The following is a 21917-nucleotide window of genomic DNA, read 5'->3' as shown; positions in this document are numbered from 1 at the left end:
AATCCTTTAAAATGAAATAATGGGTTTACCGCTACTATCATGTATTATTCTTTTACCATTAATTGGCTCCCTTGTGGCCGCTATAGTGAAATGGGAAAATGGAATCAAACATTGGGCAACTGGAATTTCAGTCATTCAATTGTTCGCCTTAATCTATGCTGGAACGGAATTTGACCAGTCTGCCACTAGCTTCCAATGGAAAGAGGAATTGCAATGGATACAATTACCTCTTGGTTCACTTGGAGAATTTGTCATCAAATATTCCTTAGGAATAGATGGTTTAAGCTTTTTACTTATTGCTTTAACGGGTTTTATTTCCTTTTTAGCCATCATAAACTCCCATAGCATACAGGAAAAAAAAGGGGCCTATTTCTCTTTAGTCCTATTGTTAAATGCTGCTTTAATGGGTTGCTTTTTATCTAGAGACCTATTTCTTTTTTATGTATTCTTTGAGTTTATGCTCCTGCCCATGTATTTTCTCATTGGTATTTGGGGAGGACCAAGGAAAAACTATGCGTCCATCAAGTTCTTCTTATATACCCTAATTGGCTCGCTTTTTATTCTCATAGTCATGTTAGGCATTAGTTTAGCCTACATTGATCCTTATGAAACAGCTAAGCATTTAGGTTTAATTCAAGAGGGGCAAAACTTTGATTTGGAAGCACTGAAAAACATTCAAACTGCCATTGCAAATAAAGAAATTGCCAACTACGATTTAGTACATAGCTTTGACATGCAGGCATTAAGTGATGTCAATAATTGTCAAACAACTAGTATTTTACATCCTAATTCGGGTTGGTTGCTCAATGGGATGAGTGCCCGAATGTGGGGATTTTGGCTACTATTTATAGGATTTGCCATCAAATTACCCATGGTTCCCCTACATACATGGTTACCAGACGCACACGTTGAAGCCCCCACACCTATTTCTGTTTTATTAGCAGGTGTTTTATTAAAAATTGGAGCTTATGGTTGGTTAAGAACAGCGATACCGTTTTTCCCTAAAGAGGCCTTGGAATCTGCTAATATCATGGCGGCACTCGGCGCCATCTCCATCATATATGGAGCATATAATGCTCTAGCTATGAGCGACTTGAAAAAATTAGTAGCCTATTCCTCCGTTTCCCATATGGGATTTGTGTTATTGGGAATTGCTTCTTTCCATGCCGAAGGTTGGCAAGGGGCAATTTACCAATTAGTATCGCATGGTATACTTTCTTCCTTGTTATTTTTAGTAGTTGGGGTATTGTATGAAAGAACGCACGATCGACAAATAGACCACTATTCAGGTATTGCAACATTAATGCCCCGATTTACCTTAATTTCAGGAATAGCCATTTTTGCCTCTTTAGGTTTACCAGGTTTTTCCGGTTTTATCGGCGAGTTTTTCAGTCTATTAGGAGCATTTACTAGTCCCTACATTCATCCAGCTTGGGCCGTTTTAGGAGCATTTGGTATTTTATTAGGTGCTGGATATTTTTTATGGACCTTCCAAAAAGTCTATTTAGGTAAGACCCAGGTATTTAATTCTGATTGGAAATTACCCGATTTAAATCGCTTAGAAATATTTAGTTTGTTCAGTCTTGGTATATTAAGCATCCTTTTCGGTATATTACCACAATTAATCTTGGATTGGTCCAAATACTTTGTGTCCAACTTCTTGACAACCCTACATTAATATCAGGCTTATGAACCCTAGATTTTTGCCCTTAATTTCACAATTAGAAATGGAGGAAATGATTGCCGTGAAACAAAAATTGCATGACTTAAGTGATAGTCAACAAGAGCAATTTTTAGGTATTTACCTAGCTAGAAGAAGAGATACATTATTAATTCTATTGTGTACGCTCATGGGTTTTGTAGGATTTGCTGGTATTCAGCGATTTGTCACCAATCGAATTGGATTAGGTCTTCTCTATTTTTTTACTGGAGGATTTCTGTTGATTGGTACGATTATCGATTTAGTCAAATACAAAAAAATTGCCTTGAAATATAATTTAAAAGTATTGGAAGAAACCGGTATGTTAATTGGAACTTGGCAAGGTTAATACTATTTAATTAAGAAAAACCATTACGATGAAAACTACATTTACAAGAAGAGATGTCATAAAAAACTCCGCAGGATTGGCGGGGCTAGGTTTCTTAGGTAATTCCATGGAACACCGTTTTACAGAAGCTGATAAGCAAGCTGGATTTGATTTAAAAGGTAAAGTAAACCACTCGGCATGTCGCTGGTGTTATCAGGCAATTCCTTTTGAAGACCTCGTCATCAATGCCAAAAAAATTGGTTTACAATCCATTGAATTAACGGGTCCCGAAGAGTGGGATATTTTAAAAAAGCATGATATGACTGCCGCTATTGGTTGGGGCAAATATCCAGAAGGAATGGGGCTTCCCAATTTCTTCAATAAAGTCAAAAACCATGATCAATTGGTTGCATTTTATGAGGATTTAATCCCAAGAGCAGCTAAAGTGGGTGTGAAAAATTTAATTACTTTTTCGGGTAACCGCGATGGCATGAGTGACGAACAAGGCTTATTAAATTGTAAAAAAGGCCTACAGCGCATCATGAAAACAGCAGAGCGTCATGATGTAACGATTTCCATGGAATTACTCAACTCTAAGGTAAATCACAAAGATTATCAAGCTGATCACACAGAATGGGGTGCTGTATTGTGTGAAATGGTCGGTTCTGACAAATTTAAATTGCTATACGATATCTACCACATGCAAATCATGGAAGGGGACGTAATCGCTACTATTAAAAAACATCATCAATATATTTCTCATTACCATACTGGCGGTGTTCCAGGTAGAAATGAAATTGATGAAAGCCAAGAGTTGAATTATGCAGCGATTATTAAAGCTATATATGATACAGGCTACAAGGGCTTTATTGGACAGGAATTCATTCCTGCCCGAGCTGATAAAATGGCATCTTTAGAGCAAGCTGTTAAGATCTGCGATATATAATTGCCAAAAACTTGATAAATACGCAAGCTATTGACTTACAATTGCTTGCGTATTTTTTTTGCCAAGAAGTTTATAAGTAAGCTTGTTCGGGCAGACTATGCTTCTTGGTAACAAACTTTTTTTTCTGATTTGAACTCACATTCCATGAGTTCAAAATGAAAAGGCCATATTTCCATTTACTTCTTCTTTGTATTGTCTGGGAAATTCATGGACAATGTCCAATCATTCAATCTCAGCCTTCCTCACAATCAGATTGTGATGGAAATAGTATACGAATGATCGTTACAAGTGATGCTGATCAATATCAATGGGAGAAGAAAAGACCAAGCGATAGTCAATTCAGTCCTATTTCAGGAGCAAGCAGTCCCCAATATCAAATATATCCCAGCGGAGGAACGCTACATCCCTCGGGTACTTTATACCGAGTAAAGCTTAGTAAAAATGCCTGCCAAGTGTATTCGCAAGAAGCTAGTATTACTTTACATAGTATTACATCCATTCTAAATCCGAGCATCTGTGAGCGAGGTTCTGGCACTTTAATTCCTCAAATTCCAAGTACGTCTTTGGCACAAGTTCAAACTTACCAATGGACAAGGTCCATCAATGGTGGCCCTTTTGAAGATTTAGTAGATGATGCCAATTTTAGTGGAACAAAGAGCAAGGAATTAATTATCTCCCAAGCGATGATGGGATTGAATAGTCAAAAAATCAAAGTGAGAATCAATTTCTCCATAAGTTCAAACAATGACAATGAAGGCTCATTAAACAATGAAAATCAGTCAAGCACCTGCCCAAGAACTTCTTCTGAAGTAAGTTTACAAATAAAAAACACCCCAATACCAAGTCATGCTTCCTCCCTTTATAAAGGATGCATGGATAGCCCAATTGCCATAAATTCCACCGGCTGTTCTCCATATAGCACTTATTGGTATGATGCCCAAGGACAAAAGATTGGTGAAGGAGCCCGTTTAACGGTCAACTTATCTGATGCCTCAGCTCTTCTTTTTAAAGCCACTTGCTTCAAAAATGGGTGTGAGAGCCTTCCATCTACTGGCACTTCGGCTCAGGCATTCCCTGTACCAGCTGCTCCTAGCAACACAGGCACACCAGCGCAAGTATGTAGTGGTTCTGTTATCACCTTTAAGGCTTCAGGAGGAAGTAATAATTTATGGTATCTTAATTCAAGCGATAAAACGACCATCAGTACAGCTACCTCCATAAATGTTAGTCAAACCACTAATTTGAGTCAAGATGCCCTAGAAATTACCCGATGGGTTTCTCAGAAAATCAATGAGTGTGAAAGTCCTAAAACAGCCATTCGAGTAACTGTTTATCCCTCCCTTTTGGCCGATGCCGGAGAAAATAAGCAACTGAAGGGAGATGAATTATATCATACCACACTGTATACGACAGCCATTAGAGGTAATCCTCCTTATAGTTATATTTGGACGAGCTCCAACAATACACCCATTACTGACAATCAAGCTAGCAACCCGAGTATTGGTCCATTTCGATCCTCTACCTATATCAAACTCTTGGTTAAAGATCAATCCAATTGCATTGCTAAAGATTCAATATATATTCAATGGGAAAATCAGGTCTTACTGAATCCCCAAGATAGTGTCCAAACACCTAGTTTACCCAAGGATACTACATTGGTAAGTTTACCAGAAATTGGACCTGATGAAGGTGCGCCTATTCCTCAGAATAATGATGCCTTGGAAGAAGGTACTCCAGAGAAGCCGGTTCCTACTTGGCATGAAATGAGTTATACGATGGAACCCTTATGCCAACAAAATGCCTATAAAATTCAAGTACAAGGTTGTCCAGGAAATGTCATGTATTTCAACCAATATGGGCCCGAACACCTAAGAGCTCAAGGCTCAGAATGGATTGTAGATGCAAGCTTTGAATTATTTGTACAAATACGGTGCTCAGATCCGAATAGTAATGTAATTAATTTAACAATCCCTGTATTAAAAAGACCTAATTTCACCATTATCAAAAACTTTGATCGTTATATTTGCCAAGATCAAATTGCTCAAATTGAATTAGATCATCTTTATAAAAATCAATTTGTGGGATGGGAAAAAGATGGACATTTTTTTTCTGAAGCATTTATTTTACACCAAACACTGGAAGCCGGGCAATACCAAGCCATCATTCAACAAAATACTTGTTTCTACCGAAGTGAAATTCTGTATATTGAGGTACGCATTGCCCCTACCGTTTCTTCCATCATAGCCACCAAAAAATCACTTTGTCTGCTCGATAGCACACTTCTTCAAATGGACAAACCATACCCATTTGTCCGATGGAAAACAGGCGAAAATAATCCACATATCGAGTATAAAGCCTTCCAGCCTGGTCTTTTTAAATTCCAAGCTCAGGTTAGCCAAGACAATCAGTGTTGGTCTGATTGGTCAGAACCTTTTACAATTCAAGTTCATGAAAACCCAAAACAAGCGACTATTATAGCTTGGCCTGCACTTGGTTTTTGTGAAGGTGATTCTATACAATTAAAAGCAACTTCCAACTACCAAGGATATCTTTGGAATAATGGAGAGACAAGGCAAACAAACGTCATAAAAAAGATAGGATGGTATGGATTGAAAGTACAAAATCAATATGGTTGTTGGTCCGTCTCAAGTGATTCCGTTCTAACCTATCTTTATCCAGAAGAACCCACTCCCATTCTTAAAGCCATTCCATCTAGGCAGTTTTGTTCTGGTGAAATCATACAATTACAGGCAAGTAAAGCCTATGCTTACTTATGGAAAAATGGCTCAACAGAGCCTAATATTCCCATTATTGATTCTGGAAGCCATTGGCTTAAAACTCAAAATCAGTATGGTTGTTGGTCTAAAAGAAGTGAAGAAATGGTCACATATCGACGAGAGAACCCTTTAACTCCAGCCATTAGAAAATCAGGAATATATTTCCTAGAAGCCATCAGTTTAGATCAGCCAGATGAATACGAATGGAAAAAAGACAATCAAAGGTTGAATGAAAATCAGGCATTAATTAAAGCTAAGGAAATGGGCCTTTTTGAAGTCCGAGCAAGAAAACAGTACGACCTATTTCAAGCACCAAGTTTAATATGCTTTTCTTCTTACCAGAAGATAAGCATGTCGATTCCTGAGAACATGAAAGGTATTTCCATTTACCCAAATCCTTCTAAAAATGGCATATTGCATCTTGAACTTTTAGAAGATATAGCCGAGGCAGAGGCTAAAGTATTTGACTTTTTAGGAAATGAAATAGTCTATTATAAATTACCTTCAAGTTCAGTTCCCATCAGCTTACAATTACCTCCAATTCCGGCTGGAACATATATTTTAAAAATCATTGCTCCGAACTATATCAAAGAGAAAATAATCATCATAAGCCCATAGGTTGAGATGAATCATTTTTCGAAAAATAAATAGAATAAAATCAAATAAAAAAAGGGCCAAATAGGCCCTTCAAAACTTATTTCCGAAGTGTCATTTATTCATAAATGCCTTTAGCTACTTTCTCACTAAGAGATTTAGGCATTAACCAAGCAAGCGTAGCTCCAAGTTTATTAATCAATCCAGTAATAACTTCTGGTTTGTGTGCAAATAAACCTTCCACCGCCAAGCGGGCTACCGCTTTGGGTGTCATGACTACTTTCTCTGCGGCTCTTCTAGCCTTATCTTGCAAATTAGCACGATCATTGAAATTAGTAGAAGTTGCACCTGGACTTACTACAGTAACTTGTATTCCATTTGATTTCCATTCATGGTATAAGCCACGAGAAAAATTCAAAACAAATACTTTACTGGCTGCATATAAACTCATCAAAGGAATAGCCTGATAGGCAGTAGAACTAGCTATATTTAAAATATATGACTGGCCCTTTCCCTGCAACAAGGGGAAGAAACGATGACAGGCCTCGGCCAATGCATTCATATTAACTTGCATCATTTGTTGGTTTTCCTCCCAAGAATATGATTCAAAAGCACCCACTAATCCATAACCCGCATTATTCACTAATATTCTAACATCCACTTGTTTTTCCACGACCCATTCATATAACTGAGTAACAGCTCCAGGCTGGGAGAGATCTAAGGGTAAATAATCTACTTCCAATGAAAAGTGTGATTTGATTTCATCGCTTACTTGATGTAATTCTTGCGCATTGCGTGCTACTAGAAATAAATTATATCCCCTGGCTGCTAATTCTAAAGCTATTTCTTTTCCTATTCCTTTACTAGCACCGGTTACGATAGCGTATGACATGATGTATCTAAATTGATTGTTGATCGAGTTAAAAATAAAAAGCTGCATAAAGCAGCTTTTTATTCAATTTATTTTTTTGGAGCCGCAGCTGGAGCAGCTGGAGCTGGATTGAAATAAGCCTTGATATCTGGATCGTCTGGCTTAATTTCCTGAGCTTTGGTAAATAATTCTTTTACTTTAGCTTCATCCTTTGTCACAGATAAATGATAACCACCTAAGAACTTAAGTGCCTCAAATAACTGGTTTTTATCTTCTTTATACTGAGTACTTTTTTCTGCTTTTTGTTGCTCTACAGAAGCCAAGAACTTCTCATAGTAAGGAGCTCCTAACCATTTTGTACCGGTATAATCAATGAAGTTATTCGCACGAGCACGGTTAATGTAGAATGGAGGCCATTTGTCATTAATCTCAATGGCTTTAGCAAACATAGAATCAGCTCTCATAGCCATTGCTGGACGACCTAAGGTATCCGCACGATCCATATAAGCAGAAGTTAAATAATAGTCCATAGCTACTTTGAAATAATCACCTGAACCTACTGTTTGATTTTTCTTCTTTTTCCAATCGATACTTCCAATACCTGCTTTCGCTGCATCAGCATATCTTTTTTGCTTGTAACGTACGTCATGAATAATAGAATATACGTTATTGTTGGTATCTAAAGGGGCAGCTCTTTCCAAGTAAAGTAAGGCAATTGAATCTTTTCCTAAACCTTGATATCCTTTTCCAAAGTACAAATCATCCATGAAATATGGCTTTACACCTTTTTTCACCATACCATCAAGGTTTTCAATCCCTTGTTGGAAATTACCCATTTCTACGTTGGCATATCCACGCATACGGTAGATGTCATTATCTTTAACGCCTTTCTTGTCTGCTTCATCAGTAAACTTCATAGCGCCTTCGTAATCCTTCGACAAGAATAATAATTTAGCTGTTTCCAAAGTCACTTCAGGAGTAGCTTCTGCTTTCTCTAAATATTTTCTGAAATAACGAGCTGCATTTTTGTATTGATTTCCTACAATTAAGTATTCACCATAACGACGATGTGCTGGAGCATAGTTAGAATCTAAGTCAATAGCTTCTTTGTAACGAGCTTGTGTTTCTTTGTAGTTTTTACCACGTAAATACACAATACCGATTTTCACTTTCGCCTTTACATTTCTAGGATCTTGTAATAAAGCTTGCTCATAAGCGGTTACCGCGTTACCACCATCATTCTTAATCAAGAATGCATCTCCTTTAACAATGTACTGAGCTGCATTAGGAACCTTCTTTGTTTTTTCTTGAATTAAATCAATCAAACGAATAGCCTCACCTGGATCATTGTTGTTAGCATTGAAGCTATCTTCTTTACCTAAAACATAAAACATCTCATATGCTTCTGCGATACGGTGTAATACATCAGGATTTTTCTCTTTCGTTTCTTTAATGATACGATCAAATTCAGCTTTGGCAGCTGAAACATTGTTTTGACCAACCAAAATAGATGCTAAACCTACTTGATTTAAATAGTTTTTAGGATCTGCTGCTTTACCTTTTTCAAAGGCCGCTTTGGCATTATCCCAATCACGTAGATTCAAGTAGTAATAACCAAGAAAATAGTAATTCTCACCTGTTGGAGCAGCAGCTACCAAAGATTCAAATACTTGTTTTGCTCTACTTGGCTGATGACGATCTAAAAAATGCAAACCATCTTGGATTGTTTGCCCGAAGGCCACATTGGATACTAATAATCCCAAACCCAGTATCCACGATTTCATTTTCTTCATTGTAATTTTAAATTAATTGCGATTCTTAATAATTCTCAGGCCTTAAATTGAAATAATTCAATTAAATATCGTAAAAGTTTAGTTTTTTACGAACTACAAAATTAATTATAATTCTTCAATATTTTATTAGACAATGCCAATTAAATATGGCCTATTGGCTAATTTGATACTGCCTAATCGTGATAGGGCGGGTCAGAGGAATTAGTCCAGCTTTCAAAACGACCAATTGTCCCATATCTCCACACACATAATTCACAAATCCAGTACCCAAACCCATGTGTGATTCTTTCAGAATAATCTTGACATCTCGACGCAATGGGTATTTCTTCAATGCCAAATTATAACCAAAAGGTTGATAAAAATCAGTGGCAGATTGGCTATCTTTTTCACTGACAGACATCACATGAACAGAACGAATAAAACCCAAAGATGTTGGATTATCCCCATCACTAATCCAATTAGAGCCAATTAAACCTAAGGCATTTTTATGTGTTTTTACGTATTCAATCACAGCCTTATTAGAACCAGCAGCGAAAATTGGTAGTGGTTTATTGATATCAAGGCCAAATTTATCAACCAAGAATTTAATGTTACTAGAATTCGCTTTATCCACCACCAGTGCCACCTCACCACGAAGACTTTTAGCACCTAAGGACTCCCAGGTTGTATTCTTTCCAGTTAATAAGGACTTCAAAGAAGGTAAAGACAAAAGCGTATCCACATTTTGGGGATGAACCAATAGAGCTAAGCCATCAGCAGCAAAATTATAACTGCGATAGGTCACTTTTTCTCTCGTAAAAATTTCCTTTTCTTTTTCGGTCAAATCACGCGTGACCACCACTGCTCGGACTTTTTCATTTAGTAAGTCGGCAATAGCTTCATTTTCTGCATGAAAATCAAAATTGATTTTAGCAAAATGATAATTATTTTCAAAGGCGGATTTTTCAGCTAATAACAAGGGCTGAAAAGATTCATCAACAGCTACTGAAATTTCTCCCTGTGCTGGTCCATCGGAAAATTTACTGTCCTTGGATTTGCTACAAGAAATAATACTGGCTAATAATAACAAGCTTAGCCCTACATATTTAATCTTCATAATTGCCATAATCTGGATCTTTTGTTTCACTAACATATAAAAAAGCACGCCAAATACGAAATAAACCGTACAGCATAAACAAAATCCCAAGCCAAAAAGTAGTTGGCATGTCCATCAACATACCGAGTTGAAATTCTGACCAGAATCCAATGTAATAGCCTAACAAGAAATAAGCTATTGCGGCAAAAAAACGAAAAAAAACGTTAATCCAAACTGCAACTGGACGTGCCATGTTATAAAACGGAAAATGGTTAAACAATCAGACCTGCCAAATTAAAAACTTAGCAGGTCTGAAAAATAAAGAGTAAATCGATTATTCGGAAAGTACGAAAGTAATCGGCTGAGTGAATCGAGAACGTACCGCACGACCTGATTGTTTACCAGGAGTCCATTTTGGTACAGACTTAATTACACGCATCGCTTCTTCGTCGCAACCAAATCCTACAGATTTCAATACAGTAACATCTTGGATAGATCCATCCGTATTTACTACGAATTGAACATATACTTTACCGCCTACGTTTGCACGTTGAGCAGCAGATGGATACTTCAAGTTTTTCTGCAAGAAACGTCCGAAAGCCGCAGGTCCACCAGGGAATTCTGCTTGTTGCTCTACCGCTGTAAAGATTTCCTCTTCAGCAGGTTTTGGTGGCTCAACTGGCTCTTCTTTTCCTTTAGCATCTGGATCTACAGGAGGTTCGTAATTCTCCGTTTCACCTTTAACCGTTTCACTAGCTGTATTACCACGTACCTCTTCTGGTGGTGGCTCAGGCTTAGTCACCTCTTCATCATGCTTGATTTCAGGAGGTAAGAATTTAGTTGTCGTCACCTTAGGAATTTCTTTTGGTGGTGGCGGCGGTGGTGGCGGTGGCAACTCAACCTTCTTCTGTGGAGGAGGAGTGTCCAATTTCATTACTTCGGCTGTCACCTCTGTTTTCTCAGTATTAGAGGCAGTTAACTGTTTCCAGAATGCTGCCAATAACAATGCACCAACAAAAAGTGCTGAGCCTAGTAATACAGACCGCTTGATGACCTTAGGATACGTTGTCCTTAAAAGAAAAGCACCATACTCACGGTTCTTATCTTTAAAGATAATGTCATCTAATGTAGCATCTTGGCTTATTACTTGTGACATAGTTTATGTTATTTAAAAATTAATTTAAAAGGCTTTTGACCAAATTACTTTCCTGAACGTTTAATTAAGGCTTCTGTATCTGGATCAATTTCTAATAATGCATAACGCTTGTTATTAGTAATTGCACATTCATCCAACATATCTACCATGTTACGGTATTTTGCTTTTTTAGTTGGCTTAATTACCAGAGTAAAGTTGCTTCCAACTTTAGCCTTCAAATCCGTGATAACTTTACGGATTCCCGTGTCAGAATAATCGGTCACCTCTAACTTGGTGCCTGCTTCAGTTGGGATACCTTGGTAGTAATACACCTTGTTCTCATCTGGACACACGGTAAGTGTTTCCGACAATTTAACAGGTGAAGTTTCCTTTGTATCCGTTTTATCAGGCATGTTTAATTGCATGGTAACGGGCTTTGCCAACGTAGTCGTCAACATAAAGAAAGTGATAAGAAGAAAGCCTAAGTCCACCATTGGTGTCATGTCAATTTTGGTTGACATTTTTTTACTTCGCTTCTTCCCGCCTTTCTTACCCCCACCGGAGCTATCTATTTCTGCCATTTCTTTTTCGAATTAGAATGTAAATTATTTTGGTTTATTCTCAGGAGCTGTAATCAACTGGAAGATGTTAATATTCTGAGCTTGTAATGTACCGATTACATCAGCAAATACTTTGTAGCTCGAATTTTGATCTCCTTTGATTGCAACCTTCAACTCGGGATTGGATAATTTGGCATAACCTACCCAATAGGATAATTCATTGTTAGATGAATCAATAGGTATACCTTTTACAAATCCTTTATCCTTAGCTTCCGAAGGTTTCATATTCAACACCTGACGCATCGCACCAGCAGGGTATCCGACGATTTCAGAACTCATGTAGTTCTTCTTCATTTCGCCTGTTAAAGCTACACCATAGCGATTAGCCATGCGCTCTAACATAAATTCCCTAGCCATTTGATCATCAGTTGCCAAATAAACCCCTCCCTCATTGGAAACACTGATGGTTAACATACCATCTTTCGTATTCAAAGCTTTCTCTGAAATAGATGATGGTGGTGTAATCGTAACTGCCTCTTCTGGACGGAACTTCGCTGTTAACATGAAGAACGTAAGCAGAAGAAAAGCCACGTCACACATCGCTGTCATATCGAGTGAAACACTATGTCGTTTGGCTTTAACTTTTGGCATAACAATTTTTATTTTGAACGGTGAAAAAAATAATAAATCAGAATGAAAAACTCATTCCGCATGGGTTCAAATATTAATTGTGATGCGTAGCATAGTTTTGGTTAACGCTCAAACCAATCTCATCAATGCTGTAAGTCAACTCATCAATTTTAGATGTGAAAACGTTGTAAGCGATGATACAGATAGCTGAAGTACCAATACCTAATGCTGTATTTACAAGAGCCTCAGAGATACCATTTGCTAAAGCAGATGCATCTGTTGATCCTCCTGAGTTACCTAATGCAGAGAACGCCTTGATCATACCAACTACTGTTCCTAATAGACCCAATAAAGTTGATACTGACGCTAAAGTTGCAATGATAGTCAAGTTTTTCTCCAACATTGGTAATTCCAATGAAGTAGCTTCTTCAACTTCTTTACTTAATGCTGATAATTTTTGCTCTTTATCTAAAGAACCATCAGAAATCAATTGCTTATACTTTTTAACAGCAGAAAGAGTTACGTTTCCTACTGAACCTTTTTGCTTTTCGCAAGCTTTCAATGCGCCTTCAACATCATCTTTGTCTAAAGCAGCTTGGATACCACGAACGAATGCGTTAACATCACCAGTTCCTTTTGCTTTACCAATTGTAACTAAACGCTCAATTGAGAATGTTAAAGCTGTCAAGAAACAAGTCATTAACACGGGCACAATCACACCACCTTTGTACACGATACCAAAGTAATCGCCTGGAATTGGGTGACCTTCATTGGTTCCACCTTCGAAGTGAGAGCCATCACCCATAATGAATTGGAAAATCAATAATGCAATGACGAATAGAATGACAAGAATTAAACCTGCAGAAATTCCGCCAGATTTTTTTTCGGGTGCAGCTGGCTTAGCAGCTGGCTTTGGTTGTTGTGTACTCATTAGTTTGGTAATTTGGGGTTAAAGAATTATTTAAAAATAAAACTCGCGAAAATACAACGTAGCAGTTTTCATAGATTTCTAAGCGTCCGCTGTTTTTTTCAGTAAAGGCAAAAGTAATGCAATTCTTAATTAATTTTTACACGGGTTTATCTAAAAAGTTCTCATTTTTTTCATATCACATGTAGGCCTATTGTACTATCCTGATATTTTAATCTAAATATGTCCCTTTATTAGGTACTTTTTCGAGAATTAAAAAATTAAAAAAAAATGAAAAAAAATTAATTTAAACCGCTAAATCGACGAAAGTCCCCCTTAAAAATTCTAACTTTAAACTCCAAAACAACCTTTTATCACATGGATTCTCCCTTTTATCCAAAACGGATTAAACCCTCCACTCGCAAAGAATCTAGCCATTCTTTAAAGGAGGTAATCGAGGCCATGCTCAAAGTGTATCAAATACAGGGAAAATACGATGAAACTTTTGTGAGTGCACATTGGGAAGAAATCATGGGAAAACCCATTGCTGCCCGTACCCAGAAAGTGTATGTACACCAGCAAAAGCTGTTTTTACAAATCAATTCTGCTCCTTTAAAAAAAGAACTGATGATGGCTAAACAGAAAATGATTGACCTAATCAACAAACACGCAAAAACTGATTTAATTAAGGATGTGGTGTTTCTGTAGGTGATTTTTTCACTAGGTCCCAAGCTATAGCTAACCACACTATAAACAGGGGTAAAATCATCAGTCCCAATGGATTAATCCATTCATTTCTAAGCCATTTTGGAAATAAATCTGTTGGTGAAAAGCTAGAAATGATTAATGTAATCAATAACAATACCCACCGAGCTCTCGATTTCTCCCCTAATACAAACCAAATCCCTACTCCAGGAAAGGCCATGATCAAGGTTGGTGACTCTGTTCCTGTACTCGCCAACATCAAATAAATGCTCACAAAAGCCAGCATTCTTAATTGAAATGATAAATCCTTCCATTTTTTCACCTGAAAAAAGACAAATACATTCAATGCCATCGATGGAATCAAAAACCATAAATTAGATAAAGTGCTATCCCCTGTCCAGCGACGAAACATTCCCATCACGCAGACATCTGTACGTAAGTTGCGGATGTCTATATTTAACTCATTTTTGTGCGTCAACACCTCTCTCCAACCTTGGTAGGTCGACATTCCATAATCCCAGCCTCCTAAAATCATGGGAATAAATAAGACCAACAACATCCAAAAAATCAAATATCCTGCCAAGCGAAGTGGTTTTTTTGAAAAAAAGAAAAAGGCAAGTCCTACAATCCCATATAATTTGATACAAATTCCTAAGACTATCCACAGGGCTGCCCATGCATCTTGTCCTCGATGAATGCAGATGTATGACCATAAAATCAACGCAATGCACAATGGGTGAAATTGGGTATTCAACAAGGCCGTCATGCTCGAGTTCATTATTATCCAGGAAATGGCAACCCGCTTCCTTTCATCCAACGGTAAGTTCCAAACCGCTAAAAAAAGTACCAAGGCATTGACAACATTCCAAACTGTCACGCTGATGCTAGTTGGCAACCATGCAAATGGAGCCATCAAAATGGCAAAAATGGGTCCGTACAAGTATAAATCGAAATATTCCTTAGGGTACTCTAGATACAAGGGCATTCTTTGCAAGAAATGACCGTAACTCGATTTGAAAATGATGAAATTATTGATGTGGGAATTAATCTCCCCAAGACTATATTGTTTAATCCCAGTAAAAAGGCCCGCAAATAGCCATAGTCCTAATAAAAACTCGTAGCGAGCATAAAATGCAGGTTTATTTTCCATTTTCTAATTGCTTGACAAAATTTTCCATCGTCATAAACTCTCCCAGTCCTTCTTCTTGCAAATACAAAATCAAGGATTTCAACTTGGATACCAATTCACCTTTTGAACCTCGACTTACATGAGCTGGCAATGGATATTTGGATAAATCTGCAAATTCCCATGGATGAAAATACAAATTCAAAAAGCCATGTTTCAGTAAGGTTTCCTTGCACATTTGTTTGTAAACCCATAAGGGGAAATTTTTAAAGGCTAACCAAAATAAAGGAATCCTAAAATTGGGAGTGACCGAAGCAGGTATGTTCCAAAGTCCTTTTTCAAAAAAAGGCAGTTTAGATGCTTTGAGGTGATTATACCTGCCCGGAATCCAAGTTGGATTCAATGATGAATGATAGGTATATCCTGCTTTCAATATATCGGCTTCTTCCACATGCTGCATTCTAGCCATTCTAAATCCAACGACTTTTCTTCCACTTAGTTCTTCTAGAAGCAGTCGTGAAGATAATAAGTCTGTCTGGGGCTCAAACTTACTATGATAAAATCCATGCGAAGCTAATTCATGCTTGGCATCAAGTCCTTTGATCCATTCTGAATTATGCTGAGCATACACTCCTGTACAAAATATAGTACAAGGAACTTGTGTTTGCGAAATAACTGACATGAATTCTGCCAATCCCTTTCTAGATTGATCCAATTGCTCCTCTAAATCCAGTGAATAACCGTACTCCAATGGAATATCGCATTCTTCCACATCAATGGTCAATAAAATGGCGGGGGCTTGTTTCATTTAAAAAAGACGCCTCGGATTAATATGGAAACAAAATTGAATAACTCTGTTAAAATGGTTTTAGGTTTCATGGTAGAAAAGTGTATTCCTTCACGCACCTGCACGTATATCCATTCCATCTGTATATCCTTTTGTTTGGACACTAATACCAAAAATTCCATATCAAAGAGAAAGGCTGCTATGGTGGTTTTTAGAAAAAGAGCTTTCCCTTTGGCATTAAATCCTTTCAAGCCTGACTGAGTATCTTTAACTTTTAGACTTGGAAAAAATAAGTAATTCATCAATTTGAGGGAAAGAGAAAAAATCTTCCTGCGAAAAGGTAATTGATCATAATATTGTTCATCTCGAACACCCACTACTACATCCGCTTGCCCTTGTTCTAGCCTTCGATACATTTCCCAAGCATTTTCCATTCGGTAAGGATAATCAGCATCAGTATAGATAACCAAATCTCCTTTGCATTGACGAATGGCATGCCTTAAAGCACCGCCCTTTCCTAGATTTTGACTTAATGGAATAAAGGTAAAATGTGGAATGGTTTGTTGCAAAGCAGCTATATCCTCTGCTTTGACCCCATGCTTACTTCCATCATCCACCACATAAACATTCACCTCCACATCAGAAGGAATACGCGACATAAACAAAGTATAATGACGAATTAAATCCTCCGCCCAGCCCGAATGAGGGTTGTAACATGGATGAACCAGGTCTAAGCTTTTATTTGTCTTTGGAGTAGTCAAACAGGGATAATTTTTTGCAATAATACGAAAATTAAGGCTTGGGTTAAAGGGAAAAATAATTCATATTTGCCTACCATTCTATCCAACATGAAAACTCCTCCTTTATTACGTCCTGGCGATGAAGTGATTTTAGTGTCTCCTGCCTCACATCCAAAGAGTGATCAGTGGAAGCAAGGGGTGGAAATTTTAGAATCTTGGGGCTTGAAAGTACGTCTTGCTCCCAATGCATTATCCCACTATTTTGGGTTTGGAGGAAGTGATGAAGAGCGATTTAGCGATTTTCAGCTAGCCCTAGATGACCCTAATATTAAAGCCATTTTTCCTATTAGAGGAGGTTACGGTTCTAGCCGAATTTTAGATCGTTTGAATTTTAATACATTCGTTCATCATCCTAAATGGATAATAGGATTCTCCGACATTACTGCGATTCTAAATCATGTAGCTCAACTAGATATCGCTAGTATTCACGGCCCAATGCCACATAATTTCTGCCAAGTAGGTGGAGATGAAGCGCTAGAAAGTCTTCGCAGTTTACTTTTTGAAGGAAAAATTCAGATTGAAATCCCCTCTGAACCTGAAAATAAATTAGGTCAAGCTGAGGCCGGAATCGTAGGAGGTAATCTATCCTTGATTGTGCACCTTATTGGAAGTAAAAGCCTTCCAGATTTTGCAGGAAACATCTTATTATTGGAAGATGTAGGAGAAAATTTATACCACATTGACCGCATGGTTTTACAACTAAAAAGAGCTGGTTTGTTAGATCATTTAGCTGGATTGATTGTAGGTGGGTTTAGCGACTGCAAAGAAGCGGGCTTAAGTGTGGGAAAAACGGTCAATCAAATTATATTAGAACATACAGCAGGCAGCCAATATCCCATTGCCTTTGAATTTCCATCGGGACATATTGCTCAAAATTTCCCCTTAGTTTTTGGTAAAAAAATCAAGCTATTGGTAAATGCTGATAATGTCCAATTAACTGATTAAGTTCTATATGCTTTCCTGCTAATTTGCCTAACAAAAAACCATGTTAGCCAAAACCTATGGATGTGCCGTATTCGGTGTATCTGCCAACCTAATCACCATTGAAACGCATGTGGGGCAAGGAAGTAAATGTTATTTAGTCGGACTACCCGATTCCACTATCAAAGAATCCATTCAACGGGTAGAATCTGCCTTAAAAAATAATGGCTTCTTTTTCCCTCGAAGGAAAGTCATCATTAATCTAGCTCCCGCAGATATTCGAAAAGAAGGATCTGCCTACGATTTACCCATTGCTCTGTCCATTTTAGAAGCATCAGAACAAGTTGAATTAAAGGGGCTTGATGAATATGTTATCATGGGCGAACTGGCTCTTGATGGAAGCATACGACCAATAAAAGGGGCATTGCCCATGGCTTTAGAAGCAAAAAGTCGTGGTATTACCAAGCTTATTTTACCTGAAGAAAATGCAGTAGAGGCAGCTATGGTAGAAGGAATTGAGGTATTCGGACTAAGCCATCTCAGGGAAACTATCCAATTCATCCGAGGTAAAATTACCCTTGCTCCTACGCAAGTCAATGTTCATGCTCTATTCAATCAAACTCAGGATGTGTTTGATGTAGATTTTTCGCAGGTACAAGGACAAGAAAGTGTCAAAAGAGCCTTTGAAATTGCTGCTGCTGGAGGGCATAACCTCATTATGATTGGACCTCCTGGAGCTGGGAAAACCATGTTAGCAAAAAGGCTACCCACCATTCTCCCTCCATTTTCATTAACTGAAGCTTTGGAAGTGACTAAAATTCATTCTGTAGCGGGGAAATTAATGGGCAAACATTCCTTATTAACCCATCGCCCTTTTCGATGTCCACATCATACCATTTCCAATGCTGCTTTGGTCGGAGGAGGATCTTTTCCTCAACCTGGAGAAATATCCTTAGCTCATCATGGTGTCTTATTCCTTGACGAACTTCCTGAGTTCAATAGAAATGCATTAGAAGTAATGAGGCAACCATTGGAAGATCGCAAAGTTTTTATCTCCCGAGCTAAATGGTCCTTGGAGTTTCCTGCCAATTTCATGCTGGTAGCCAGCATGAATCCTTGTCCATGTGGCTATTACAACCACCCCAATAAAGACTGCGTTTGTGGGCCAGGACAAGTTCAGCGCTATTTGAATCGCATTTCTGGGCCTTTGCTGGATCGAATAGACATGCATATTGAAATTGTTCCTGTTCAATTTGAGGAAATGAGCCAAGAACGAGCCTCTGAATCCAGCGAATACGTTAGAAAAAGAGTCATGGAAGCCAGACTAATTCAACAAGATCGCTTCATACCATACCCCAAAATCCATTCTAATGCCATGATGTCCAGTCATCAGGTGAATGAATTTTGCACCATGGATGAAGGATCCCAACAATTATTAGCAGTGGCTATGGACAAGCTTCAACTTTCCGCTAGGGCCTTTGACAAAATTCGGAAAGTGGCTCGAACAATTGCTGATTTAGCCAAGTCGGAGAATATTCTGTCAGTACATATTGCAGAAGCGATTACCTATCGAAATTTAGATAGAGAAAATTGGGCAGGATGATGTATTTTTGAAAAAAAATATGTGTATGCGCCTATCTTCTTTGATACTATTTCTCAGTTTGTGCTTGTTGCAACCGACTTTAGCACAAAAAATTGATCAAAATAAATCTTTTAGACCATTTATTTCCCTAGATGAAATATTCAAAAAAGCGGCAAAAGAAAACATGCCGGTATTTTTTGAAGCCTTTTTACCCACATGTTCGCATTGTATCGCCTATGACAAAACCTTGGCTTTACCTGCTATCAAGACGTATTTAGACAAAAACTACCATGCTTATCAGTTAGATTTAAGCAAGCGAGAAAACAATGCATTTTTACGTTCTCGCAAAATATTCATCCCGTCAACACCTTCATTTATTGTTTTTTCTCCCCAAGGGAAAGTTTGGAATATAGAACCTGTTGGAGAGGCTACTAATTCCGTGAAAGGTATAATTCAATTGTTGGATGCGGCTAAAAACCCGATGCAAAACCAAGCTCAGTTACTCGAAAGATATACTGCTGGTGAGAGAAATAAAGAAAACATGATTTCGGCTGCCTATTTCACACGTTTAAGTTTAGATACGCTGAAAAATGTGACCTTGGTCAATGACTTAGTTCAATTGATTAAGCCAGAGGAGTATGAGGGGCAAACCAGTTTTTTGCTGATTCAAAAAGTCATGATGGATGATAATAATGCCCTTTTCCAACATTTCATCACTCATTTAAAAAACTACGAAAGTAAATTTGATAGTTTGGAAGTGAAACAAACGGCGGAAAACACAATCATGACAAGTTTATACAGTGGTCGAGCTAGAACCTACAGTCCTGAGCGACTACAGCGTTTGAAAAATGGATTACAGGCCATAGGATTAAAACCTCAGCAAATTGCCGCACGATTTATCTACTTGGAAGTGTTAATTGATTTGGATAAAAAGCAGGTTGACCAAGCAGTAGTAAGGGTTAAAAATTATTACGGAGAAAAAGCGATTCCAGAAAAAGAAAAGGAGTTTTGGTGTAAACTTTTGAAAAAACCGGGAAGTACTGAATGCTTGCTTTAATAAATGTTTATTTCTGTAAAAACCTGTTGAAACGAATTGGTATTTTGCTCAAAAAAAAGTAAATTTCTGAATCATACGCCTGCATCCTATTTAAACTAATCCATGAAGAGAAGTATATTATCCATCTTTGTATTTGTTTTCTTAATCACTTCTTTTGGATTCACACCAACTATCGGTGGGGAAGAAAGTTTAGAGTCGGTATTTAAGCGCATTAAAGAGGAGGTTGACCAAAATTCATTGGCTTATTCATCATTAGGTACGGCATGTCAGACCTTGGGTCATCGCTTGACTGGCAGTGAAAAAGGAAAAAAAGCGGAGGAATTTGCTTTTAACCTCTTTAAAAAATATGGTTTTCGCGATACTAAATTCCAAGGTTTCCAAGTAGAAGCCTGGGCTAGAGATACAGTAACATTGTCTATTGCCCCTCCTAAATCAGACGATTTCAGAGAAGTGCCGGTCGTTTCATTGGCTATGACGCCGGTAGAAGCTAATATTACGGGTACCATGGTGGACATGGGAAATGGACTTGATGTGGATTTTGAAGCAAAAAAAGATCAAATCAAAGGTAAAGTGGCTGTGATGAATATAGGTTTGGTTGAACCCAAGCCTGGACAAAAGAACTTACACCGGTCTGAAAAAACAGCATTAGCTATCCAATATGGGGCTATAGGGGTAATATTTGTCAATACGGTCAAGGGCCAAGTATTACTAACGGGTACAGCCTCTGTGACAGGTAATTTGATATCCATTCCTGCGGTTTGCATTAGTTGGGAAAGTGGACTTGAAATCCGCAAGTGGATGTTGGAACAACCTGGACTTTTGAGTTTAATTGAAATGCATAATGTGAGCAAACCCATTAAAGCTCGCAATGTGGTCGCTACATTAAAAGGAGATAACAAAAAATACCGCAAGGAAAAAATCATTATTGGAGGACACCTAGATTCATGGGATTTATCCACCGGTGCCATTGATAATGGAATTGGTTCTTTTTCTGTGATTGATATTGCTAGAACCTTTAAGGCTTTGGGATTAAAAAGCAAAAGAACCATTGAATTTGTTGCCTTTATGGGTGAGGAAGAGGGTTTACTTGGTTCCAAGGCTTACATTGAAAGAGCCAAAAAGACGGGAGAAATTGATGAAATCGTGTATATGATTAATCTGGACATGACCAATAATGTTTCTGGTTTTAATGCCGGGGGAAGAGACGAGTTACTTACTTTGTTGAAAGAAATTGGTAATAAAATCAAGGCAATAGACCCTGCTTTTGGAAATGAGATTAGCAACAGTGCTGGATTACATTCTGACCATCAGTCGTTTTTACTAGAAGGAATACCAGCGAGTGCTCCCATGGGTAGATTAGAAAAACGAGTTTTAGATTGCTATCATGCCAACTGTGACTCATTTGATTTGGTCAATAAAAAAGAATTAGAAAATACCGTAAAATACACAGCAATGCTGTTATATGGTGTGGCCAATGCCAACTCCATTCCAGCAAAAAAACTAGATTTTTACTCCACTCGTGATTTCTTTATCAAACAAAATTTGAGAAGAGATTTAGAGTTAGGTAATGAATGGCGCTGGGGTAAGGATTAAAAGTATACCATTTAGATTTAGATTTCAATTA

Annotated in this window: 20 protein-coding genes; 9 read left to right on the top strand and 11 right to left on the bottom strand. The window is 37.8% G+C overall.

What is annotated here, in order from left to right; translation table 11 throughout:
• The first annotated feature begins 19 nt into the window (after positions 1-19).
• The 4 genes from G9H60_RS05605 (at position 20) to G9H60_RS05590 (ending at position 6368) form a co-directional block, all read left to right on the top strand.
• Entirely contained in the window at positions 20-1678 is a 1659-nt protein-coding gene (locus G9H60_RS05605; RefSeq protein ID WP_223143108.1) for a complex I subunit 4 family protein, read from the top strand.
• 10 nt (positions 1679-1688) lie between these two features.
• Positions 1689-2048, top strand: coding sequence for an NINE protein (locus G9H60_RS05600; protein ID WP_130925851.1), 360 nt, complete (start codon positions 1689-1691; stop codon positions 2046-2048).
• 28 nt (positions 2049-2076) lie between these two features.
• Positions 2077-2973, top strand: coding sequence for a hydroxypyruvate isomerase family protein (locus tag G9H60_RS05595; protein ID WP_223143107.1), 897 nt, complete (start codon positions 2077-2079; stop codon positions 2971-2973).
• 275 nt (positions 2974-3248) lie between these two features.
• Positions 3249-6368: a T9SS type A sorting domain-containing protein gene (locus tag G9H60_RS05590; RefSeq protein ID WP_223143106.1), complete on the top strand. Its 3120-nt coding sequence runs from the start codon at positions 3249-3251 to the stop codon at positions 6366-6368.
• Positions 6369-6462: 94 nt separating this feature from the next.
• Here G9H60_RS05590 and G9H60_RS05585 read toward each other — a convergent pair whose 3' ends face one another.
• From G9H60_RS05585 to G9H60_RS05550, 8 genes are all read right to left on the bottom strand, one after another.
• Entirely contained in the window at positions 6463-7236 is a 774-nt protein-coding gene (locus tag G9H60_RS05585; RefSeq protein ID WP_223143105.1) for an SDR family NAD(P)-dependent oxidoreductase, read from the bottom strand.
• Positions 7237-7304: 68 nt separating this feature from the next.
• Positions 7305-9008: a tetratricopeptide repeat protein gene (locus G9H60_RS05580; RefSeq protein WP_223143104.1), complete on the bottom strand. Its 1704-nt coding sequence runs from the start codon at positions 9006-9008 to the stop codon at positions 7305-7307.
• 151 nt (positions 9009-9159) lie between these two features.
• On the bottom strand, positions 9160-10104 hold the full coding sequence (locus G9H60_RS05575) for a PstS family phosphate ABC transporter substrate-binding protein (protein WP_223143103.1): 945 nt from the start codon (positions 10102-10104) through the stop codon (positions 9160-9162).
• Positions 10094-10336, bottom strand: a complete 243-nt coding sequence (locus tag G9H60_RS05570) for a hypothetical protein (protein WP_223143102.1) — start codon at positions 10334-10336, stop codon at positions 10094-10096. The genes G9H60_RS05575 and G9H60_RS05570 overlap by 11 nt, the downstream gene beginning before the upstream one ends.
• Before the next feature lie 81 nt (positions 10337-10417).
• Positions 10418-11239 (bottom strand): energy transducer TonB, encoded by an 822-nt coding sequence (locus G9H60_RS05565; protein WP_223143101.1) that lies wholly within the window; start codon positions 11237-11239, stop codon positions 10418-10420.
• Positions 11240-11283: 44 nt separating this feature from the next.
• Positions 11284-11739 (bottom strand): ExbD/TolR family protein, encoded by a 456-nt coding sequence (locus G9H60_RS05560; RefSeq protein ID WP_317164319.1) that lies wholly within the window; start codon positions 11737-11739, stop codon positions 11284-11286.
• A gap of 84 nt (positions 11740-11823) precedes the next feature.
• The gene (locus G9H60_RS05555; RefSeq protein ID WP_223143100.1) at positions 11824-12429 is read right to left on the bottom strand and encodes an ExbD/TolR family protein; all 606 of its coding nucleotides are present in this window, start codon (positions 12427-12429) and stop codon (positions 11824-11826) included.
• Between the two features lie 73 nt (positions 12430-12502).
• Positions 12503-13339 (bottom strand): MotA/TolQ/ExbB proton channel family protein, encoded by an 837-nt coding sequence (locus G9H60_RS05550; RefSeq protein ID WP_223143099.1) that lies wholly within the window; start codon positions 13337-13339, stop codon positions 12503-12505.
• A 354-nt stretch (positions 13340-13693) separates the two neighbouring features.
• On the opposite strand from G9H60_RS05550, the gene G9H60_RS05545 reads away from it, so the two are divergent.
• Positions 13694-14023: a DUF721 domain-containing protein gene (locus tag G9H60_RS05545; RefSeq protein WP_223143098.1), complete on the top strand. Its 330-nt coding sequence runs from the start codon at positions 13694-13696 to the stop codon at positions 14021-14023.
• Here G9H60_RS05545 and G9H60_RS05540 read toward each other — a convergent pair.
• From G9H60_RS05540 to G9H60_RS05530, 3 genes are read right to left on the bottom strand one after another with little or no spacing between them, the layout of a single operon-like run.
• On the bottom strand, positions 14001-15170 hold the full coding sequence (locus G9H60_RS05540) for a glycosyltransferase family 87 protein (protein ID WP_223143097.1): 1170 nt from the start codon (positions 15168-15170) through the stop codon (positions 14001-14003). The genes G9H60_RS05545 and G9H60_RS05540 overlap by 23 nt on opposite strands.
• Complete coding sequence (locus G9H60_RS05535; protein WP_223143096.1) at positions 15160-15954, bottom strand: polysaccharide deacetylase family protein; 795 nt, start codon at positions 15952-15954, stop codon at positions 15160-15162. Before G9H60_RS05535 ends, G9H60_RS05540 begins: the two co-directional genes overlap by 11 nt.
• Positions 15951-16694 carry a glycosyltransferase family 2 protein gene (locus tag G9H60_RS05530; RefSeq protein ID WP_223143095.1) on the bottom strand — a complete coding sequence of 248 codons (744 nt, stop codon included), beginning with the start codon at positions 16692-16694 and terminating at the stop codon, positions 15951-15953. The genes G9H60_RS05535 and G9H60_RS05530 overlap by 4 nt, the downstream gene beginning before the upstream one ends.
• An 87-nt stretch (positions 16695-16781) precedes the next feature.
• On the opposite strand from G9H60_RS05530, the gene G9H60_RS05525 reads away from it, so the two are divergent.
• From G9H60_RS05525 to G9H60_RS05510, 4 genes are all read left to right on the top strand, one after another.
• Entirely contained in the window at positions 16782-17678 is an 897-nt protein-coding gene (locus G9H60_RS05525) for a S66 peptidase family protein (protein ID WP_223143094.1), read from the top strand.
• Between the two features lie 40 nt (positions 17679-17718).
• A complete protein-coding gene (locus G9H60_RS05520; RefSeq protein WP_223143093.1) occupies positions 17719-19257 on the top strand; it encodes a YifB family Mg chelatase-like AAA ATPase in 1539 nt (512 codons plus the stop codon).
• Between the two features lie 25 nt (positions 19258-19282).
• Positions 19283-20293: a thioredoxin domain-containing protein gene (locus G9H60_RS05515; RefSeq protein WP_223143092.1), complete on the top strand. Its 1011-nt coding sequence runs from the start codon at positions 19283-19285 to the stop codon at positions 20291-20293.
• A 102-nt stretch (positions 20294-20395) separates the two neighbouring features.
• The gene (locus G9H60_RS05510) at positions 20396-21886 is read left to right on the top strand and encodes a M20/M25/M40 family metallo-hydrolase (RefSeq protein ID WP_223143091.1); all 1491 of its coding nucleotides are present in this window, start codon (positions 20396-20398) and stop codon (positions 21884-21886) included.
• Positions 21887-21917: the final 31 nt, after the last annotated feature.

Source organism: Aquirufa aurantiipilula (assembly GCF_019923745.1).
Lineage (GTDB): Bacteria > Bacteroidota > Bacteroidia > Cytophagales > Spirosomataceae > Aquirufa > Aquirufa aurantiipilula.
This window is presented reverse-complemented; position numbering and strand designations above follow the sequence as displayed.